This window comes from Peribacillus sp. YIM B13481 (assembly GCF_042787985.1).
GTDB classification, from domain to species: domain Bacteria; phylum Bacillota; class Bacilli; order Bacillales; family DSM-1321; genus Peribacillus; species Peribacillus simplex_A.
The window spans coordinates 54,064-74,879 of record NZ_JBHZPE010000021.1 but is presented as its reverse complement, the minus strand read 5'-3'; the positions used below and the strand labels follow the sequence as shown (position 1 = coordinate 74,879).

Sequence of the window (20,816 nt, the reverse complement as noted above, 5' to 3'; positions counted from 1 at the left end):
GTATCGAATGAGAATCGTCTTTTTTTAATTTGATTTACCGTACTAGTTAGAAAAACGTGAGTTTTTCAGCAGCCTCGAAACATTGCAGCACTTTTTTGAGTGAAGCAATATTTCTTGGGCATGAATGAAAAATGAAACAGCAAAATCCTTCCATTATGCAACAAGATCAATTACTCACCCATAGTCGAATTATTTACGGTAATCCGGTAGAAACTTGCAGGCCATATTCCTGCTATTATACGAGTGAAACTTTATATTTTATTAATATATAAATTATAACAATACTGTCTTATTTTGAAAAGTCATTTCTAACAAAAACCGAACTTTCAATTAAAAATATAAAACATTATTCGTAATTTTAGAAAATTGCGAAATCACCAAGACTAATTAACCTGGATTTACCATCAACAAAAAGCCATCACTTGAAATTACGGGTATTTTTCAAAAAATTAGAAATATTAGAGTCGGAATAACGGCGGCCTCATTTTATTCGCCTAAATGATACCTTTTATTGATGTTAACAAAAATGCCCACCGGGTTCATAAGGATTTAAATTGTGTGAACCATTGAAAAAAGAAGAAGACCTTGATAATTATTCCAAGGCCTTCTCTAATTAAATTCATTTGATTTTATAAACTTCTTTATATTTATTTTCAAGATACTTTATTAAATACTGAACATTCAGGCCTTCCCCTGTCGTTTCTTTCAAAATCTCTAGGGGCTGTTTTGTTTTTCCATATTTATGTATCTTTTCATTAAGCCATTTCCTGATTGGAGCAATATCGCCCGCTTCCAAAAGCCCATCAAAATCAGGCAAATCTTTAAGCATCGACTGCTTGATTTGGGCTGCATACATATATCCCAATGCATACGATGGGAAATAACCAAAACTGCCATCTGCCCAGTGTACATCCTGTAACACGCCCATTGCATCATTTTCAGGAACAATTCCCAAATAATCCTTGTATTTTTCATTCCAGACTTCCGGTAAATCCTTCACTTCAAGTTCTCCATTAAAAAGAGCCTTTTCCAGTTCATACCGAATCATTATATGTAGGGGATAAGTTAGTTCATCTGCTTCAATACGGATGAACGATGGTTTTGATTCGTTAATCCCCCGGTAAAATTCATCCAGCGTCACATCATTGAATTGTTCAGGAGCATATTCTTTCAATAGGGAGAATTTATTTTTCCAGAAGCTATAGTTCCGTCCAATGAAGTTTTCAAAAAACAGTGATTGGGATTCATGGATTCCCATTGATGTCCCATTATCGAGCAGTGTCCCGGTTAACTCTTCGGCGATATTCTGCTCATAAATGGCATGTCCACATTCATGAATGGTACCAAAGATCGCCCCCCTAAAATCACATTCATCGTAACGGGTCGTCACCCGGACATCGCCCCTATTTATTCCAGTAGCAAAAGGGTGAACTGTTTCATCCAGCCTGCCAGCCTTGAAATCGTATCCTAGATGTTTTAAAACTTCCAGGTTGAGGCGATGCTGTTTTTCTTTTGGAAATTCTTTATAAAGGAACGCTGTTTCAGGTCTATTTTCGCTTTTTGCAATCTGTTTTACCAGAGGTACTATACTCGACCGAAGCTCACTGAATACGCTGTCAAGTAGATCTACAGTCATGCCGGGTTCATACATGTCTAAAAGGGTATTATATTTCTGTCCTTCGTATCCCCAGTACTCTATGAATTTACGGGTATAAGCAACAACTTGCTCCAGATAAGGTTGGAATAACGAAAAATCCGCTTTTTCCCTTGCCTCTTCCCAAGCACTTTCAGAGCGGGATTGTAAAATGACGAATTCCTTATATTCGTTTGCAGGAATCTTCTTATTCCTTTCAAACTCTTTTTTACACTCTTGTACCATCTTATTCGTCGTTTCACTAAGAGAGGCTTCCCCCTTCGAAAGTTCCGTAATGAAGGATTCCATCTTTTTACTTGTGATCATATTAAAAACCTCAGAGGAAAGCACCCCGATCACTTCAGAACGCTGCTCAACTCCCTTTTTCGGTGCACCTGTACGTAAGTCCCAAAAAATTAACGCGAGCGCTTCATTATAGGCCGAGATTTTCTTGACATATTCTTTAAATTCTTTTTCTATCAAATCTATACCTTCTTTTTCCATATTCACTGCTCCTTCCAACTACACTTTACCATATTATACAAAAATCTTTCTTATCAGAACTACCCGTTAAAAAAAAAATAAGAGCCAAGGGCACCTCTCCCATGGCTCTTAGATTAAATTGACTTAAAGCGTTACAGGAAGAACGGATACAATCTTCTCTTTCACCTGTTCCGAGAGATCCTTTTCCATCAAAATCTGTACGGTTCCCGAATCATTGCTAGTCCTGATCAAACGCCCTATTCCCTGACGCAATCGAAGGAGCATGTATGGAAGATCCACTTCTTCGAATGCATCGGTAACCGAATTACGTTTGGCCTCGAACACTGGATCGCGTGGTGGGAATGGAAGTGAGTGTATCACTACATTTTGTAATGAAGGCCCTGGAACATCAAGTCCTTCCCATAAATGATAGGAGAAAAGAACAGATTGCTCATTCTCTTGAAACTTCTTAACAAGCTCGCTGATTTCCGCTTCCCCTTCAAAATAAAAAGGATAGGATGATGTTGGGCAGTTTTCCTTGAACCAATGCAATTCTTCTTTTGATTGGAATAACACAAGCGTTCGGCCCTCATTTTCCTCAATTGACTTCATGGTGTATTGAAGTTTAGCCAATTGGTCTCCGTTTTCGAAGGCAGGCATGTTCATTTTCATGACTTCATCGTAATCAAATGGTGATTCAACAGAGAAGCTGTCATACTTCTCTATCCCTAAGCTATCTGCAATGTATTGGAAAGATTTATTATCCGATAATGTCGCCGATGAAAAAATGTAAGGAATTTTTTTAGAGAATACCTGTTCAGACAAAATATCCTGTACAAGCCTTGGCATAATGACCAATGTTTTGGTCATTTCATTTTCTTCAAACCAGGAAACAGCCTGTTCATCCTTCACAAATAGAGAAATGGAGTAGCCCAGCTGTTCTAAATATTCTTCTGTCACTTTTAAATCATAATCATTGATCGTATACATTTCCGCCTCGAAAACAAGGTTCTCCTCTAACTCTGCAACCTTTTTATGCAGCTTTTGCGCAAAGCTTGTTATTTCCTTGGACATTGGGATTTCATAACGATTAGATCCGGTGACATGTATGGATTTTTCATCCAACAAATCAAAAAACTCTTCATTAATATCAATTAAGTCCTCAATGATGTATAAGGTTTCTTCACGAACCTGATTGGCAGTAAGCAATTCTAAAACCGAAGCAAGGGTTTGTTCCCCAACTTTATAAGTTAAAGCCTTTTGAGCAGCAAATTCCAGTAGATGACCTTCATCAAAGACAACACAGCTATGTTCAGGCAACAGTGGCAACTGTCCTTCACGCTTACGTTTTTCCTTAGTCCAAACATGTTCCATGAAGAAGTCATGTGAACAAATGATCAAATCGCTTGATTTTCGGTAGTGGTCCCGCGATAGGGTCTGTCCACAACGATGGCGCTTATCACAAGTAAAACAGTTTTGAAGCTGATCCCAGCCAACTTTAGACCAGTCTTCATCATTTAAATATGGATACTGTTTACGGTCCCCATATGCTGAATAAGCGTTCATCGATGAGTTATCATGGACAAACTTGGGAAGTTCATCATAGAGTTGATCTATTCCCTCTGAATCTTCATGATTCACTGCGTAATCCAATTTCTTAAGACATACATATTGATCGTGATATTTGGCAAGCCGAACATCCACTTCAATACCTAAAGCATTCTTAATTTTTTGGATGTCGCCTTCTTCTTTGACAAGCTGTTCAATCAACGTTTCGTCTGCACACGAAATAATTGCCGGTTTATTCGTATATCTCGCATAACAAATCGCATATAGTAAATAGACCAAGGTCTTACCGGTCCCTACCCCTGCTTCAGCAAAGCTTACATTCTTTTCTTTAAAGGCTTTTTCTAACTGAAAAGCCATGAAGATTTGTTCATCACGCAGCTCAAATCCTTTTTCGGGAAGAATATCGTAAAAAACATCACCGATCCATTCTGAAAGCTTATCGTAAAAAGAATCTTCCTTTGTTACCGAAAAAGGCAGTGTTTTAAGCATCTTGGTCTCCCCTTTTATCTATCATCAGTGTATCGATCCGTATCATAATATTTCTAGGCAAAAGGATATTATCCTTTATTTCACATTAATAGTCAAGATATTTACCCTACCATAAGAAATAAAATGTAAAAAGTATGTTTTTCTTCTATGTATGCTGCCATGTTTCCAGACTTGTAAAATAAAAGACAGGCTCTAAAAGAGAGCCTGTCTGTAAATAATATAGGGTTGAATTAAGCTTTGTTTACGTTTGATGCTTGTGGTCCACGTTGACCTTGTTCTACATCAAATGTAACGTCTTGGCCTTCTTCAAGTGTTTTGAAACCTTCGCCTTGGATAGCTGAGAAATGTACGAATACATCGTCTCCACCTTCACGTTCGATGAATCCAAAACCTTTTTCTGCGTTAAACCATTTTACTTTACCTTGTTCCATTTTTGTTGCCTCCTAGTGTGTTCTCCACACATTATATTACTATCCTTGCTCAAAAGAATATTAAGGTATTCCTTAAATCTGAACAAAAATAATTCATTATTAGAATAACAGAAAAGGAAATGATAAGCAAGACTGGAACCTATTATGAATAAATCGTCCTGACTATTAAAATCCTCCGTTATATTTTTTACCTACTCATTCACCTTGAGGCTGTCTCGGCGGCCTTTTTCCCCAATATTGATAAAGGTCTGCACGGATGAAACCATTGAACAGTTTCCTTTTTTTCGTTGCAGGCTTACCGTAATGCTGTTCGAAGTCAGGATTGGAGGTAATCATGTATACTGACCAGGTGTCAAGCTTCTTGAAAGCTTGACCCATTTCTCTATACATCTGCTCAACCGCTTTTTGCTCACCAAGACGTTCTCCGTAAGGCGGGTTCCCGACAATGACACCATACTCTTTCCTAGTCGAGATATCCCTCACCTGCATTTGTTTGAATTCAATCAGATCACCAAGGCCGGCTTCAAAACTATTCGCTTTAGATATATCGACCATTCGATGGTCAATATCACAGCCGGTTATGTCCAAGTACTGATCATAATCGGCTAAATCTTCAGCCTCAACCCGCGCTTCATCCCAAACCTTGCTGTCCATCCATGACCAGGTTTCAGAAACGAATTCCCTGTTAAACCCAGGTGCTATGTTCTGCCCAATTAAGGCAGCCTCGATAGGAATCGTTCCAGATCCACAAAATGGATCAATGAAAGGTTTATCCGGTTTCCAATTTGTCAGCATGATTAACGCAGCCGCCAATGTTTCTTTAAGGGGCGCCTCCCCCTGCCCTGTGCGATATCCCCGTTTATGCAAACCAGCACCTGAAGTGTCCATGGTAAGTGTCACTACATCTTTTAAAATAGACACTTCAATTTTAAACAAAGGACCAGTCTCTGCAAACCAAGATACTTGCTTATATTTGCTTTTCAATCTATCAACAATCGCCTTTTTGACGATAGCCTGACAATCAGGAACACTGTAAAGCTGTGACTTAACCGATTTTCCACTCACAGGGAACTCAACATCGGCTGATAAGTAATCTTCCCAATTCAAGGCCTTTGTTTTTTCAAACAACTCATCAAATGAATATGCTTTAAATTCTGCAACTTTAATTTTAACCCTGTCGGCACTCCGCAGCCATAAATTTGAGCGGGCAATGGCAGATTGGTCCCCTTTGTACGTGATCTTACCATTCTCGACTTGACAATCGTAACCAAGATCCCGAACCTCCTTAGCGACAATTGATTCCAATCCCATTGCTGATGTTGCGATAATATCGAATTGTTTCATTTATCCTGCACCTTCTTTCCAATAATCCAACTCTATTGCACATCTACCTAAATTCCCCTAATCAAGAATAAGGTATCGATTTTAGACATGTAAACCTTATTTAAAAGTTCCACTGGTCAATTTATATTTTGCTTATAGTCCGTCATTGATTGCCTAGATTTAATGTCATTGTCATGTAGTAGAGCATTTTTTTAATAACCGGGATCAACGCGACAAAATAAAGTTTAACTCAATTATCTATGTATCAATAAGGTAGGCTGCAAATATTCATGAATGAAATCCTCCAAGACAACGAAGGGCCATTTATTCACAAACAATTATGTATACTCATAACAAAATGCTTAAGGCATGTCTTAATAACTTCAAATAAGGGCAATCAGTAAAGGTAAAAAAACCTTTTATAAATAGGGTACCCAGAATCCAGGAAATGCTTAACACTTCAACGCTATTTTTTAAATCGTTACGGTCAGATGTCAATTAGCCATTGTCCTTCTGCTGAACACTTTCAATTAGAAATCTTTCGATGGGAATTAAAAAGTTGCCAAGACCTTAGTTTAACACAGCATGGTTTCAGAAAACGAAAAATAATTTGGAATGCCCGGCTTTTTATTAACGGACAATTCCCAAAAACAAAAACTCTCCTTTTAAAAGGAGAGTTGTGCTTTTGGTGTCATATGATAACGTTCTGTAAGCCATGTTTTGTTCCTCAGTACTGCAAGCGACTCGCGTCTCGTACTTCGGCGGTAATCATCTATCTACAGAAGCATGGCTTCTGTCCTTCTCCTCGTTCAATTCCAAGGAAGAAAGCGCCCCTACCATTAATTTGGGTTTCTCGCTCGTGGGGTTTACCTCGTTCCACCCTTTACATTTCTGTAAAGGCTCCGTCACTGTGGCACTTTTATAGGTATTCATGCCATATCCAAAAGGACTTAGGCATTTTCCCAGCCGTCAGCAATCCAAGATTGCTGCCCAAGCTTATTTTTTCGCCAGGCACGAACACTACGGACATCGCAGTCCGTGCGAGCATGGACTTTCCTCTACTGCAAAAATGCAGCAGCAATTACCCAAACGTTAACATAACATAATTGATTATACTCCATCATTCATTAAAACACAATACCTAAATCAATTTCACTTTTAACATGCAAAACCTCAATCAAAAAGCTTGTTTCCAAAAACGTGCTTTTCCAAGTTGGATAACCGTTTAAGGATGTCAAAGTTAGTGGTTCCCGGAGTAGCACTGGGAGCAGGCTGATTTGGACGTTTTGTACTCTCTTCGGCTTGTTTTTTCAATTTAAGATTTTCTTGTTTAAGATCTTCAATTTCCTGATGGAACACTTCATAATCTTTAATGATCAGATCCAGGAATTGATCCACGTCTTCTGGTTTATAACCGCGCATTGCTGTTTTAAAATCTTTTTCAAGAATATCTTTAGCCGTTAATTTTATCTTATCGGATAGCATAAGACTTCACCTCAATACTTTCGCCAATACAATCGACTTTTTATTATTTTTTCAAATCTGCTTGGGTTTGTCAACGAAACACCTTTTTATCTGCATAATGATGTTTCAGTGAACGATATGTACCCCCATGAATCTGTATCTAAATTTCATCATAATATGAATATGCTTTAGAAACAACTTTTAATCCATAATTATTTTCACTCCGTCATTCTTCGGACCAGCTGCCTTCTTCCGCAGCCAGTTGCAGATCATCAAAGTTTATCTGATAGATGGGGTATGGCTGTGTTTCAGCCTTTTTCATCGCTTCGAAATATGGATATCGTGCTGACCCTTCTTTTTCGGCTTCGAAAATGATGAGCATGGCGTCACTTTTATGAACCATATACCTATTTTTGATTTTCAGCTGTTGCGGCCCTTCATATGGTTTGTTAAAAATGGACTCAACAAAATCGGCACGGGCCAATATGGAACGGTAATAGTCTTGATTCGTCTCGTTCCATGACTCTTCCTGTTTCAGAAAAGGAGTTAGCACCCCTAATTTAAGCTGACTGTATTCTTCCTGTATATCGAACACCACTTCGGCACCCCATAGCTCCGTACCCAACTGACCTGATATGATCACCCATTCCAGCCCATCTTCCACCAATGGCAGAAGACGTTGCTTCATCGCTTTCTTAATATATTTTACGGCTTCATGGTCATTTTTGAATATCCCGAATTCAAAAGCCTTATAGCCAGTCATATACAAAACCTTCATTGCTTGGTTAATCTCCCTTTTAACATGTTTATGTAAGAAAATAAGGGCTAATTAGGCCCTTACTTTTTTTAGTATCCGAAAGGCATAGGCGGACAGCATGGGGGGGGCGGACAGCATGGATTAATCGGCGGCCTTCCGCAAATCAAGTTTTGCGTAAAGCATTGGTTCACCACGGATTGAGTATGTGGGAAGTAATGTTTATACGTGTTCAAATGTTTATTGACAGTTGTAGTGTGTGATGGATGAACGACAGGAATCACTGTGTTCGATACATTCGTATTAACAAATTGCTGTGTTGGAGAGACTTGCGCTGGGGCAAGTTGAGTAGGAAGTGCTTGCGTTGGGCCAAGTTGCGCTGGAGATACAGCCGATGGGCCATATTGCGCTGGAGATACAGCCGATGGGCCATATTGCGCTGGAGATACAGCCGTTGGACCAGTAAAGGCTCCCATTACGTTAGAGTGTTTATGTTTCCCGGTTGATGCGCCCATTACTCCAGGAGCGTTCCCGTATGCTCCCATTACATTGGATTTATTTCCTCCACAATTACGAAAATACATATATAATACGTCCCCTTTCATTATGATAAGTTTAGTCTTACCATTACAGACTATGAAAAAAAGGGGAGACGTGTACTGATGAAATGACCTATTTATACAGAATAAGTATAAAACTATGTATGGCCGTCAATAAGTACACTATTATAATATATGGCTACCCTTCAAATGCACTGTGGGTAATTTTCTATAAAAAGGAATAGAGACTGTCTTTTAATGATGTAAAAATAACAATCGTTAAACAAAGGACAACAAAAAATAGAAATAAAGTCGTTTTATACATTTCTCCGCTCCGCTTTCAACTTAAATTTATTTGATGTAAAGGTATGAAATGAATGCTTCGGAAATTCACCCTCAACTCTTTCCATTTTACACATTATAGTTGAAGGCTACAATATTTGTATCCATATTTTTTATTTTCGGCATTTCGCACTTAAAAACAATTCTGATTCGCTTATCTTATACAGACATACCCTTGGAATCCTCTTTCATTTCGAGACGCTTGATCCTCTTTTCCAATTCCGACTTTTGTTTCACCACAATGGTACCTTCCCTCAACATCTCTTGATGCGCGTTTAATGCACATTTTAGAGCATTGCCGACTTCCTTAAATTGATGTTCATATAATTTTGCACATTCAATCTGTGCCTGTATCCTTATTTGAACATTCCCTTTTATGGCGACCTCCTTCCAAATTTCCAATGCTTCGTTGAATTGTTTTTGCTTCTTTTTCTGAAAGGCTATGGCATGGCCAGCTATTATCCGATCTTCCTCATTTCCCGCTTCCACTATTTTTTTATAAGTCTCGACCGATTCCTCTTTTTTTCCTAGATAAGCGAGCCAGCGTGCAATTCCCATGGAATCTTCCGTATATCCATCAATTTGGAGGATTTTCCGGGACAAATGAATATACAATGTGATCAGTGATAAAATATCCAATTCATTATGCTTCATGATCCCAAATAAAATTTCCGGATTTTTCCTCTCGACAAAATCAAAATAAATCATCGGTGCCAAATATCCAGGAATATCATCTTCTCTATGTACACCTAGAATATCCGTTTCGACTGCTGATAATTTAACTCGTTCCAATTTGTTTCTCCAAAGGCGTCTTGAAGCATGATACAAATCGAAATGTCCGAATTCCGGTAGTTTTGGAACATGTTCTTTAATCAAGGTATGTCGGGTTTTCAGCTGGGGCCAATCAAAAGATTTACCATTATATGTGACAAGCGTTTCGTAATTGATGTTTTCCAGAAAGCTTTGGTAAAGCGGTATTTCACTTCCGGGCTGCGGTAGGATATGTTGTTTCACCACAACTTCATCACCTTCTAAATAGGCATAACCCAGTAAAAAAATGGTATTTCCCGCTCCGCCTCCAAGTCCTGTTGTTTCCGTATCGAAGAAAAACAGGTCTTCACTTTTAACGCCTCTAGCGGATAAGGGATGCTCCAATGGAGTTTGATTCCACTCTTTTACGATCTTTTTCAGCTCAGAAAATGCATATAACCCATGTTTGTGATTTATAGGGTAGCGGACCTCCCTAATAAAACAATAATCATCATCGAAATGAAAGGAAACGGTATCGTTCTTCAGCCACTTTTCAAGATAAGGAATTTCTTCCTTCACTGCTTGGCTATTTTCTTGTTCAGGAGAAGGATGTTTCACTGGTTCTATGTTCATATGCGTTTTCAAACGGTTCAATTTATTTTTCAAAGACAAAAAAATGCACCTCTTTTCACTTATCCCCGTATCTATGATTGTTTTTCCTTACAAAATTGACCTAATAACTGTTTTGCATCATTTTTGGCTGTTTTCGCAGCAGATTCCGTTCCGATACAGGAAGGACAGCCGCTTTCACAAGAACAATTTCCGATCATGGATATGGTTTCCAGTAGGATGACTTCAGAGTTTTCATATACTTTATCACTTAGCCCTATCCCCCCCGGATAACTATCATAAATAAAAATGGTTGGTTTTTCATTATGTGCTGCCTTAACCTGTGGATAAACATGGATATCATGCGGATCACACATAACATATAACGGAATCATGTAATTAAGGGCATGGGATGCACCTATCATTCCTTGCTCTATTCGATTTTCGTCCCACTCGAATATATCAGGCTCCATGGAAAGCATGGCCGAACTCGTGTGCAGTTCCATCTCAGGCAGGCTGATTGGCCCTGAACCAATATTTTCATGAGTTTCAAATTTGATTTTTTTGAAGATCGTAGGCATCGCCCGGATGGCGACGTCACCAAAGGCAGCTGTGGTGGAAGCGAAAGTTCGCTGTTTATCCACTTCCAATACAGACAACTGCACAGCAAGGTTAGCATCCGTATAATAGTCCACATTGACTTCACGTACATAAGCTTTCTTTTCATCCCAATCAAGTTCTTCCACCTGAAATTGCATTCCCTGGTGCAAATAAATGGCTTCATCGTGGAGAAGGGTCATTGCACTGAACGTATCCATTTCTCCTATGACCCGGTTAACCGGTGCATTCGTTTGGTCGATGATTACGACATTTTCCTGTGCAGCAGAACGCAGGCTTATATTGCTTGCCGGAAAAGCATCGTTCATCCAATGCCATTTGTCCCCATTTTGGTGTAAGACCCTTTCTTCCGTAAGGAATTCCAGTACGTCCATAATCTCTGTTTTTCCAAAGGCATCACCTTTTTTAAATGGCAGCTCATATGCTGCACATTTGACATGATCAACCAGGATCAAAAGATTATCTGGATTGATTCTTGCAGTTTCTGGATTTCTCGTAAAGAAATAATCGGGATGCTGGACGATATATTGATCAAGGGCACTTGAACTGCCGACCATGATGATCAGCGCTTCACCATGCCTTCTTCCTGCTCGTCCCGCCTGTTGCCAGGCACTCGATATCGATCCAGGGTAACCAGTCATTATGCAAACCTGGAGCTGCCCGATATCGACACCTAACTCAAGAGCATTCGTGGATACCACCCCATAAATGGAACCATCCCTGAGGCCCTGTTCAATTTCTCTACGCTGTGTAGGCAGATACCCGCCACGATAGCCCCTGATTGATTTGGGCCCCAATTGCTTTGACACGAGTCCCTGTAAATAGGTCAATAGAATTTCCACACGAACCCTGCTTCGCGCAAAAACGATTGTTTGAATTTTATTTTTCAAAAATTCATTTGCGAGCTTCCTGACTTCCAAAACCGCACTCCTTCGAATGTTTAGCGGTTTATTGACTATTGGGGGATTATAGAAAACAAAATGTTTTTTCCCACTCGGGGCCCCGTTATTATCGATAAGCACCATTTGTTTTTCCGTAAGCTCTTCTGCCAACTCTTTTGGATTATTGATCGTTGCAGAAGTGCAGACGAATACAGGATCACTGCCATAAAACTTACAGATCCTTTTTAACCTTCTTATGACGTTAGCCGTATGACTTCCGAAAACGCCGCGGTAAATATGGAGTTCATCGATGATCACATACTTCAAGTTTTCAAACAATGAGACCCATTTCGTGTGATGCGGCAAGATTCCGGAATGGAGCATATCGGGATTGGTGATGACGATATGCCCTGCCTGACGGATTTTTTGCCTGATATTTGAAGGTGTGTCCCCATCGTATGTATAACTATTTATCTCAGCGTCCATTTCATGAATCATTTCGTTCAATTCGCTTTTTTGATCATAACTCAGCGCTTTTGTCGGAAATATATAAAGCGCTCTAGTTTTTTCATCTTCAAGTATTTTTTGAAGGACCGGCAAATTATAGCATAATGTTTTACCAGAAGCCGTTGGGGTGACCGCTACAAGACTTTCGCCACTGACAGCCGTATCAAATGCGGTGGCCTGATGGGTGTACAACCCATTTATCCCCCGTTTTTCAAGAGCATGCTTGATCTTATCATTCATTCGATCGGGAAAAGGAACATGTTTTGCCTCTTTCGCTTCAATTACTTGCCAGTGTACAATATTATCCTTATAATCCTCATTGGTTTTTAATTCCGTGATGACTTCTTGTAAATTTTTTCGCAGTTTCATATAACCACCTCATACTCCTATTCTACCGAATGAACGTTCTATGCAAAAGGGAAACTATTTCCTATTCAAAAAAAAATCAGGAAACGGCTACTCCCGCTTCCTGATCATTCTTTTTCAGTTAATTCTTCTCGACATATCGAATGATTTCTTCGGCTAGTCTGCTCGGAGCTTCCAACATTCCCATATGACCGCTTCCCTCAAGTATAACTTCATTAATATGGCTCCCTTTAACAGAAAAGGTTTTTTCAGCGGGAATTACTTTATCCTTTTCACCTGCAACCAAAAGGACTGGGAGCTTCGTCTCTTTGAGTACATGATTTCTGTCTGTTCTGTTCCTCATGGCATGCAAAGACCCAATCGCACCACTTTCACTTGTTTTATAACCGATTTCCTTTGTATGTTCAATATTCGGATCATCGGAATTAGCGAAAAGCTTTGGTACAAGTCCATCAATGAAAGGAATGATTCCATCCATTTCTATTTTCCCGACAGATTTTAAACGCCCCTCCTTACCAGCTTCATCGTCAGGCAAAGCGGTAGAATGAATCAGTGAAAAACCAGACAATTTCCCAGGAAACCTTTCTGCGAATGCCAAGGTGATATATCCTCCAAGAGAATGACCAAACATATAAACCTTTCCGATTCCCTGTTCTTCCATAAATGAAGCAATATCAGCAGCCATATCATCAATCGAGAAAGATGCCCCTATTTCTTCACTTGCACCATGCCCTCGTAAATCAATGGCAACAACTCGGTATTCATCTTTTAATTCAGCAATGATGTTCTTCCAATATTCATGACTTCCACAAAACCCATGGATGAACAACAATGTTTTATTTCCTTTCCCGGTATCTATGTAGGAAAGCTTGCTATTTTCTGTCATATCAATCCCTCATTTCCTTTACTAATCAATCAGTAACGTTATTCCCTCTATATCCGTATCTAAAACCCATTGGTTCATTCACAATTCTTCAGTCCTAACATAGCCTATAGGCAAAGGAATTTTTTAGGAAGGAGAACCGTGATGACCTCTTCTGAAAAAAATAATAATCGAAATCGAATTGAACCCTTTACCCATTTTATTAACAAAATGGATCGATTGTTTTCCGAAAGGCCTCCTAAAGGCATGCTGCAATCTCTTGACGATTTCTTCGGTTCTACTAAAGAACGCAGCTTTCCGGTTGATGTCCATGAGACAAATTCAGAGTATACCCTTACCGCTACCTTGCCCGGTATTGCACGCAGCCAAATATCCATTGATGTGCTGACCCATGCCGTGACCATTTCTGCAAAACATGTTGATAGGCAGCATAAAACGCAAGGAATGTTTCAAAAAGAAGTTTCAGCCGGTACATTTTCAAGAACTATTTCCTTTCCAAAACCGATTGATGAAGCAAAAGTCACCGCACGACATCGCGATGGCATCCTCACGCTTCACCTGCCCAAAATTAGAGGGAATCGGATTGAAATCAATTAGGCAAATTTAAAAGCAGACTTAAATAAGTGGCTGGGTCACTTGTAAGTCTGCTTTTCCTTTATTCACCATCTAAACTTTGAAGAAGCCCCCTACTCCTTTGACCATTGACGATACTTGAGAAACTGTATTCATCATTTGTCCAGCTGTATTCATCATTTTCGTTATATCCATGGAACCATCTTGTGTTTTGAATTGATTCATGACCGATTTGATACCAGATGGCTGGGGTTTTTGCATGAACTGTTGCTTTGGATAGGGATTATGAGCCTGCTGCTGACCTTGCGGGGGTCGTTTAGCTGGCTGCAACGGATTATCGAACGGACTAAAAGCCTGCTGCTGCAGTTGCTGATTGGACTGAATCGACTGCATTTGTGGCATTTGCATTGGCTGCATTTGTGGCATTGGCTGCATTTGCGGCATTGGCTGCATTGGCTGCATTTGCGGCATTTGCGGCATTGGCTGCATTACACTGTTACTCGGATAAGCTCCAACAGGCATCGCCTGCTGCTGAATTTGTTGGAATGGATGATAGGCCGCCTGCTGATAAGGATCATGATATGGCGTCATATAGCCCCCTGTATCCTGGGTATGATATGGATACATTAATGGCCGTTCAAGATTATGATTATTTTGCAGAGGATACTGTATTGGCTGCTGGTACCCTCCCCAATATTCCGGCATAGATTGAGGATACTGTCCTTGATTTGGGGAGACTTGGTTAAAACCGGATCTCATCATGTTCAATGAGCCCTCCTCTTTTTTCATTACATGGTTCTGATAATATATGAAAAAAGAGGAAATAAAGTGTAGGTGTTTTTATGATAAAATCCGATCGATCTCCGCTTTTACATTATGAAGGATAAATTCGACTGATTGGACATGACTTTTAAATCGCTTGTAACTGGTTTTAGGAAAGAATGCCTGAACGGCCACATCAGAAAGGTTATGAGCGGTTTGTTCGATTTGCTCGGGGAAAAGATGCTTAAACTCGGTTTCTTTCATCCACTCCTTCATTCCGTTTTCCCAATCGATGCATGAGGACCTGACCTGATCAGCAAACGGCTTGACTTCCGAAAAGAAATCCTTTTCCTTTTCTTCTTTGCGTACATCCTCATAGATATCATCCGCTTGGACCGTATATTTTATTAATTGTTCGGTTAATAGCTGCAGTTTCTCTTTTTGCACAATATATTCCTCCGCACATTTGTTTCCTCTTAGTATAATCCAGTTCTTTATAAAAGGAAATTCTATCGGCTTATACGTGCAATTCGGTGAAAACCTTGTGCTTTATAATTGGTTTTTCCAGAACAATGGAAAAGGAATGGTTTACACCTTCAGCATTCACCCAATAATCCTCGGCATTCTCAATGGCTTCCTGGACATTGTTAACCAATGTATATTGCTCTGCCCAAAGTTTGCACCTCACTGTATTTACAGTTTCCCCATATGAAATTTCCAAACGATCCAGGCTGGTACTGATCTCAGCTATCATCCTTAATATTTCCTCTGTTGAGACACTTTTATTGACCATGCTGATCCCTCCATTCTATACGTGTACTATTCTTTTTTTTAGTAGAAAGCCCTTCAAGGTTGACAAAACTAGAAGGGAATCGGCAAAGAAAGTGCTATTCGCTTAATTTATTATGCCCTTCGACAACAATGGCAGAATGAAGAATGGAGTTTTAAACAAAAATACAGACAGGAGGTGATTTTATGCAGTCGAATGAAAGCAGACAGCAAGAAAACGAAAAACGACAAAAGCCGCCTACTAAAAAGGCAGGAACGGGAAACCCGAAACTTAGTGGAGAAAACCGCCCCTCAACGTAAGGGCATCAATACTTGTACAATTAACAGGGAAGGCATAATCGACGCCTTCCCTGTTTCCTTTTAAAAAAACCACTTTTTGATCATTGCAGCTGTGTGCAGCTGCTTTTGTTTATGGTCATACCAATCGGTCAATTCCGGGTCTTCCTCCCATTGGGGCTCAATAAACCAATCTTTTTTAATCCTTTTATTCACATCCCATTGCTCTGTCCCCCCTGCTTGATGATGAATCAATGGATAAACTCCCCTCAGCATCGGGGTTTCATGGTACCTAGGCTTTTTTCGATATTGTTCGTAATCAAATCTAGCCCCGGTTGGTTCAGTCCTGCAGGAAAATTCATAAAATAACGGAAACAAATCTTCAGAAAATAAAAGGCCGGCCAACCTTTTCCCCAATTCAATCCTTTTATCGATATTTCTAAAATTCGAAACGGACGAACCATACAGCTTACCATTGCAGGTAGGAAATAATACAGTGCTAAAATGCATCCAGTCCTGCAGGAAAAATAATATAGAATGAAAAACGAAAGTTTGCTTTTTAATAACAGGCTTTTCAATGACGTTTTGTTCATTTATTATAAGCGCAGTGACTAACTTTTCACGATTTCCATGTTTCCAAAAGGAATACCATTCGTTCGTCATGAATTCAGTAATAAAAAAATAATGACATAAATGAAACATTGGACGCCCATACTTCGTCGAATAATGATAGAGAAGCAATTGAGGATAAGCATCCTGGAATATTCTCCAATTGGCTTCTTCATAAGTTAGGAATAGGTGATGCCTGTATTTAAGGCTAAGCAAATGGGAATACCATATTCCTTCAAGGTCACACATATTCCAGCCTGCATTTCTAGAAACCATCCCGGCTAAAAAAGACCACTGTATTTCTGGGTGGTTTCTGAAAAATTGTTCATATGCCTTTGTTCTTGATATATTATCCCTATTCCCTTTCGCGGTTTGGACTTTTATGGAATGGAGCATTTGCTTTTCCGTATTCAACACTTGCATCTATATGTCCATCCTTTCCATAACGATTAATTGTGACATTTAGTTGTACATAAATCCTATCGTTCAAAGAAACAATTCTTTTTATTCACATATTGGATTCTTTTTTTGCTAATATAGATAAGTGAAAAAAAGGAGGGGTAAAAGTGGCATTTCATTATCCCAATGGACGAAGATTTGTACCGCAGGCTTTGGAAGAAAAGAAAAGCCCACTAAAAAAAATCAGTTATAGCAACCGGGGAAAAACATTGGAAGACGATTTGAACGAAACCAATCAGTTTTATTTAGCACACGGCATTGCCGTCATTCATAAAAAACCGACACCCATTCAAATTGTTGATGTCCATTACCCGAAGAGAAGTGCTGCAGTCATTAAAGAAGCCTACTTCAAACAAGCATCGACCACCGATTACAATGGTGTTTATAAAGGAAGGTACATTGATTTTGAGGCAAAGGAAACGAAAAACAGCAGTTCGTTCCCTCTGAAAAATTTTCATGACCATCAAATTGAACATATGAAACACATCGTTCAGCATGACGGAATTGCATTTGTCATCATCCGGTTTTCCGCAATGGATGATATATATCTAATGGGTTCTGAACAACTTAGTTTTTATTGGAAGAGAATGAAAGACGGCGGACGCAAATCTATAACTCTTCAAGAAGTTGAAAGCTGTTCACGAAAGATTACTCTTGGCTTTCAACCGAGAATTGACTATATTAAAGTAGTAGATTCGCTCATCTCAGAAAATTTTTAGTTTTTTTAGAAAGGCAGGTTAGCTGTAATGGCTGAAAAATATAATACTAGAGAAGAACGCCGAAAGCAGGGGCAGACACAAAAAAAGGAACCGAACAAAGGTCCTAAGAAGCCAACCAATATGCTTAAGCGCATTTTCCTTATACTTGTTACAATCGGAATTATAGGCTTGGTTGGCGGAGGAGCTGCAATGGCTTACTTTATAAGCGATGCTCCAAAACTTGATGAAAAGCTTTTAAAAGATCCAGTCACATCCAAAATTCTCGATGAAAATGGTAAATTGCTAGCCGAAGTCGGAACAGAAAACCGGGATTATGTAAATTATGAAGACATTCCCAAACGTGTCGAAGATGCTTTCCTGGCTACGGAAGATTCACGCTTTTATAAACACCACGGGGTGGATTTCTTGCGTCTGGGCAGTGCCGTCATAGCCAACTTCAAACACGGATTCGGCTCAGAGGGTGCAAGTACATTGACGCAGCAGGTTATCAAGCGTTCTTATTTAACACCTGATAAGACCATTAAAAGGAAAGTCCAGGAAATGTGGCTAGCCATACAGCTGGAAAGAAAATATACAAAACAAGAAATTTTCGAAATGTATGTGAATAAGATTTTCTTTGCAAATCGTGCAAACGGGATATTAACTGCTTCCCATACTTATTATGGAAAAGAACTAAGCGAATTGAAATTGAATGAAGTGGCCATGCTTGTAGGTTTACCGCAAAGCCCAAGCCGTTATAACCCTTATTTACACCCAGAACGCGCGAAAGAACGCCGTGATATTGTCCTTCACTTAATGAATAAACATGGATATATCACTGAACAGGAAATGAAAAATGCACAAAGCATCGATATAACAGAAGGACTTCAAGAAATCGATAAAAGCAAAAAAGACACGACTGCTTATGATGCATTCATCGATTTGGTCATTGAGGAAGTCGGACAAATGGGTGACTATAACGTCTTTACCGATGGTTTGGAAATCCATACGACCATTGATAAAGATGCCCAAGAATATGTCTATAAAATGTTGAACAGTAATGAAATCATCAATTATCCAAGTAAAGATCTCCAAGCTGGAGTTACCTTAATAGATACTAAAACTGGTGAAATTAAAGCAGTTGGCGGCGGCAGGAACACGACGGTTAAACGCGGCTGGAATTATGCAACGGACGCCAAGCGTTCACCTGGTTCGACCATTAAGCCAATTCTGGATTATGGTCCTGCCGTAGAATATTTAAATTGGTCCACCTACCATCCAATCAAAGATGAGGAATATACCTACAGTGATGGAACACCGCTTAAAAATGCTTCCGGGAGACATTATGGTACTGTAACAGCTCGCGAAGCACTAGCACGGTCATTAAATATCCCTGCCTTAAAGACGCTTCAAGCAGTCGGCTTGGACCGGGCGCGTGATTTTGCCGTTGACCTTGGCATGCCTTTCAAGAATGAAATAAGTGAATCTGCTGCAATTGGAGGCGGTCAAGACGTTTCTACGCTTGAACTTGCCGGTGCATACAGTTCATTCGGAAACAACGGTATTTATAATAAACCGCATAGTGTGACAAAGATTGTTTTACGTGACAAAACCACCATCAAAAACAAGACGGAATCGAAACCGGTCATGAAAGATTCCACGGCTTTCATCGTGACGGACATGTTGAAGAGCGTCATTAAAGAACCTTATGGAACAGGAAGGCTAGCCAATATACCTAATCTTCCAGTAGCCGGTAAAACGGGTTCAACCAATTTCACGCCTGACCAGCGTGCACGGAACAACATCCCAGCCTCCGGTGTAAAAGATAGCTGGATGGCGGGTTATACAACCAATTATACAGTCGCAGTATGGGCTGGATATGATAATGCACCAGGCAATAAAATGGAATATCTTGGCGATTCATCTCAAAGGATCCCTAAATCAATTTTCAAGAACTTGATGGAACATATGGCTCAGTCAAAAGAAACGAAAGACTTTAATCAACCTGACAGTGTTGTGAAGGTTGGAATCATAAAAGGTTCCAATCCAGCTGTTAAAGCCAATCAATATACACCAAGCGATAAAATCACTTATGAATATTATGTTAAAGGTCACGAGCCAACACAAGTGACGACAGAATATGAGAAAGTCGATTCACCTGGCATTAACGCTTCTTACGATAAGGAAAGTAATGAAATCAATCTATCATGGTCATATCCTAAAGGTAATGCCAAATTCGAGGTTATGATGTCCGTTGATGGCGGAGCACAGAGCGTGTTAAAAAAATCGAAGGATACTAGTTTAACGATCCCTAATCCAACCCCTGGAAGTAAATATACTTTCTCAGTGGTAGCCATAGTGGATAACCAACAAAGTGATCCTGCCAGTACATCGGTCGAAATCCCTGCAGAAGCGGAAGATCCTAAGGGTACTGACGAGGAGATTAAAGATCCGGCAGAGGGTGAAAATCCGGAACAAGAAACTCCTGCTGAAGGTGAAAAAGATAAGCAAGACGAAGATAAAAATAACAACGGCAACAATGGCAACGGCAGTGGAATTGATAATGGAATTGATAATGGAAACACTGATAATAATGGAAATGGAAACAATCCTGATGATGGAAAAGGCAATAAGGATGATGGAGACGTTGAAGGTGGGGATATTGTCACCGACCCTGGGACTGTAGAGGAAGAAAAACCAGGCGAAATCCCTGACCCTAACCCGGCCCCTGATCCAGAAAAAGAGAAAGACAACAATAAAGAAAACAAAGATTGACTATTAAACGTCTAAGCTAATGCTTAGAGCAGTTTGTAGACAAAAAGGTTTCGGAATGTACTCATTCCGAAACCTTTTTCATTTTTTATTGGATTTGAAATAGCTATAGAGAAAGACCATTTCTGGCCATCGCGAATTCCGAAGGTATAGTTAATGAATGTCAGTTTGACTAAAAATAACTGGATCTATACTTAAGCGTCCTACCTCGGAATACTTTCACCTCAAGTTCTTCTT

General features: G+C 39.6%; 17 protein-coding genes, 1 other RNA gene and 1 riboswitch. Of the genes, 3 read left to right on the top strand and 15 right to left on the bottom strand.

The annotated features are described in order from the left end of the window. Positions 1-161: 161 nt before the first annotated feature. Positions 162-263: riboswitch (purine riboswitch) on the bottom strand. A gap of 356 nt (positions 264-619) precedes the next feature. From ACFX4X_RS13825 to ACFX4X_RS13775, 11 genes are all read right to left on the bottom strand, one after another. Beyond that, positions 620-2,137: a carboxypeptidase M32 gene (locus ACFX4X_RS13825; protein WP_377384210.1), complete on the bottom strand. Its 1,518-nt coding sequence runs from the start codon at positions 2,135-2,137 to the stop codon at positions 620-622. 123 nt (positions 2,138-2,260) lie between these two features. After that, complete coding sequence (locus ACFX4X_RS13820) at positions 2,261-4,174, bottom strand: ATP-dependent DNA helicase (RefSeq protein WP_377384207.1); 1,914 nt, start codon at positions 4,172-4,174, stop codon at positions 2,261-2,263. Between the two features lie 230 nt (positions 4,175-4,404). After that, positions 4,405-4,605 (bottom strand): cold-shock protein, encoded by a 201-nt coding sequence (locus ACFX4X_RS13815; protein WP_034307871.1) that lies wholly within the window; start codon positions 4,603-4,605, stop codon positions 4,405-4,407. Positions 4,606-4,800: 195 nt separating this feature from the next. Next, positions 4,801-5,949, bottom strand: a complete 1,149-nt coding sequence (locus tag ACFX4X_RS13810) for a THUMP domain-containing class I SAM-dependent RNA methyltransferase (protein ID WP_284470353.1) — start codon at positions 5,947-5,949, stop codon at positions 4,801-4,803. A 683-nt stretch (positions 5,950-6,632) separates the two neighbouring features. Continuing rightward, an RNA gene (rnpB, locus tag ACFX4X_RS13805) (RNase P RNA component class B) lies at positions 6,633-7,021 on the bottom strand. An 80-nt stretch (positions 7,022-7,101) separates the two neighbouring features. Continuing rightward, positions 7,102-7,413, bottom strand: coding sequence for a cell division regulator GpsB (gene gpsB, locus ACFX4X_RS13800; protein WP_061463822.1), 312 nt, complete (start codon positions 7,411-7,413; stop codon positions 7,102-7,104). Between the two features lie 205 nt (positions 7,414-7,618). Further along, positions 7,619-8,170, bottom strand: coding sequence for an SLOG family protein (locus ACFX4X_RS13795; RefSeq protein WP_284470352.1), 552 nt, complete (start codon positions 8,168-8,170; stop codon positions 7,619-7,621). A 68-nt stretch (positions 8,171-8,238) separates the two neighbouring features. After that, positions 8,239-8,730, bottom strand: coding sequence for a CotD family spore coat protein (locus ACFX4X_RS13790; RefSeq protein ID WP_377384202.1), 492 nt, complete (start codon positions 8,728-8,730; stop codon positions 8,239-8,241). Positions 8,731-9,186: 456 nt separating this feature from the next. After that, entirely contained in the window at positions 9,187-10,449 is a 1,263-nt protein-coding gene (locus tag ACFX4X_RS13785; RefSeq protein WP_377384199.1) for a ribonuclease H-like domain-containing protein, read from the bottom strand. Between the two features lie 32 nt (positions 10,450-10,481). Next, positions 10,482-12,761, bottom strand: a complete 2,280-nt coding sequence (locus ACFX4X_RS13780) for a DEAD/DEAH box helicase (protein WP_284470349.1) — start codon at positions 12,759-12,761, stop codon at positions 10,482-10,484. Positions 12,762-12,879: 118 nt separating this feature from the next. Continuing rightward, positions 12,880-13,644 carry an alpha/beta fold hydrolase gene (locus tag ACFX4X_RS13775; protein ID WP_289320140.1) on the bottom strand — a complete coding sequence of 255 codons (765 nt, stop codon included), beginning with the start codon at positions 13,642-13,644 and terminating at the stop codon, positions 12,880-12,882. A 141-nt stretch (positions 13,645-13,785) separates the two neighbouring features. Here ACFX4X_RS13775 and ACFX4X_RS13770 point away from each other — a divergent pair, with 141 nt between their 5' ends. Next, positions 13,786-14,238, top strand: a complete 453-nt coding sequence (locus ACFX4X_RS13770; protein ID WP_284470347.1) for an Hsp20/alpha crystallin family protein — start codon at positions 13,786-13,788, stop codon at positions 14,236-14,238. A gap of 69 nt (positions 14,239-14,307) precedes the next feature. Here ACFX4X_RS13770 and ACFX4X_RS13765 read toward each other — a convergent pair whose 3' ends face one another. The 4 genes from ACFX4X_RS13765 to ACFX4X_RS13750 form a co-directional block, all read right to left on the bottom strand. Beyond that, entirely contained in the window at positions 14,308-14,976 is a 669-nt protein-coding gene (locus ACFX4X_RS13765) for a YppG family protein (protein ID WP_377384196.1), read from the bottom strand. Between the two features lie 78 nt (positions 14,977-15,054). Next, positions 15,055-15,423 (bottom strand): YppE family protein, encoded by a 369-nt coding sequence (locus ACFX4X_RS13760; RefSeq protein WP_061463829.1) that lies wholly within the window; start codon positions 15,421-15,423, stop codon positions 15,055-15,057. Between the two features lie 70 nt (positions 15,424-15,493). Further along, positions 15,494-15,769 carry a hypothetical protein gene (locus tag ACFX4X_RS13755; protein ID WP_061463830.1) on the bottom strand — a complete coding sequence of 92 codons (276 nt, stop codon included), beginning with the start codon at positions 15,767-15,769 and terminating at the stop codon, positions 15,494-15,496. Positions 15,770-16,125: 356 nt separating this feature from the next. Continuing rightward, positions 16,126-17,073 (bottom strand): DUF2515 family protein, encoded by a 948-nt coding sequence (locus ACFX4X_RS13750; protein ID WP_089363187.1) that lies wholly within the window; start codon positions 17,071-17,073, stop codon positions 16,126-16,128. Between the two features lie 143 nt (positions 17,074-17,216). On the opposite strand from ACFX4X_RS13750, the gene recU reads away from it, so the two are divergent. Then, complete coding sequence (recU, locus tag ACFX4X_RS13745; protein ID WP_377384192.1) at positions 17,217-17,828, top strand: Holliday junction resolvase RecU; 612 nt, start codon at positions 17,217-17,219, stop codon at positions 17,826-17,828. 27 nt (positions 17,829-17,855) lie between these two features. Further along, on the top strand, positions 17,856-20,582 hold the full coding sequence (locus ACFX4X_RS13740) for a PBP1A family penicillin-binding protein (RefSeq protein WP_377384190.1): 2,727 nt from the start codon (positions 17,856-17,858) through the stop codon (positions 20,580-20,582). Positions 20,583-20,816: the final 234 nt, after the last annotated feature.

Bases quoted from the DNA above. Each gene is read 5' to 3' on its own strand.
- ACFX4X_RS13740 (WP_377384190.1), top strand. From the start codon at position 17,856: ATGGCTGAAAAATATAATACTAGAGAAGAACGCCGAAAGCAGGGGCAG.
- ACFX4X_RS13810 (WP_284470353.1), bottom strand. From the start codon at position 5,949: ATGAAACAATTCGATATTATCGCAACATCAGCAATGGGATTGGAATCA.
- gpsB (WP_061463822.1), bottom strand. From the start codon at position 7,413: ATGCTATCCGATAAGATAAAATTAACGGCTAAAGATATTCTTGAAAAA.
- ACFX4X_RS13795 (WP_284470352.1), bottom strand. From the start codon at position 8,170: ATGAAGGTTTTGTATATGACTGGCTATAAGGCTTTTGAATTCGGGATA.
- ACFX4X_RS13775 (WP_289320140.1), bottom strand. From the start codon at position 13,644: ATGACAGAAAATAGCAAGCTTTCCTACATAGATACCGGGAAAGGAAAT.
- ACFX4X_RS13825 (WP_377384210.1), bottom strand. From the start codon at position 2,137: ATGGAAAAAGAAGGTATAGATTTGATAGAAAAAGAATTTAAAGAATAT.
- ACFX4X_RS13815 (WP_034307871.1), bottom strand. From the start codon at position 4,605: ATGGAACAAGGTAAAGTAAAATGGTTTAACGCAGAAAAAGGTTTTGGA.
- ACFX4X_RS13765 (WP_377384196.1), bottom strand. From the start codon at position 14,976: ATGATGAGATCCGGTTTTAACCAAGTCTCCCCAAATCAAGGACAGTAT.
- ACFX4X_RS13780 (WP_284470349.1), bottom strand. From the start codon at position 12,761: ATGAAACTGCGAAAAAATTTACAAGAAGTCATCACGGAATTAAAAACC.
- ACFX4X_RS13790 (WP_377384202.1), bottom strand. From the start codon at position 8,730: ATGTATTTTCGTAATTGTGGAGGAAATAAATCCAATGTAATGGGAGCA.
- ACFX4X_RS13755 (WP_061463830.1), bottom strand. From the start codon at position 15,769: ATGGTCAATAAAAGTGTCTCAACAGAGGAAATATTAAGGATGATAGCT.
- ACFX4X_RS13770 (WP_284470347.1), top strand. From the start codon at position 13,786: ATGACCTCTTCTGAAAAAAATAATAATCGAAATCGAATTGAACCCTTT.
- ACFX4X_RS13750 (WP_089363187.1), bottom strand. From the start codon at position 17,073: ATGCAAGTGTTGAATACGGAAAAGCAAATGCTCCATTCCATAAAAGTC.
- ACFX4X_RS13820 (WP_377384207.1), bottom strand. From the start codon at position 4,174: ATGCTTAAAACACTGCCTTTTTCGGTAACAAAGGAAGATTCTTTTTAC.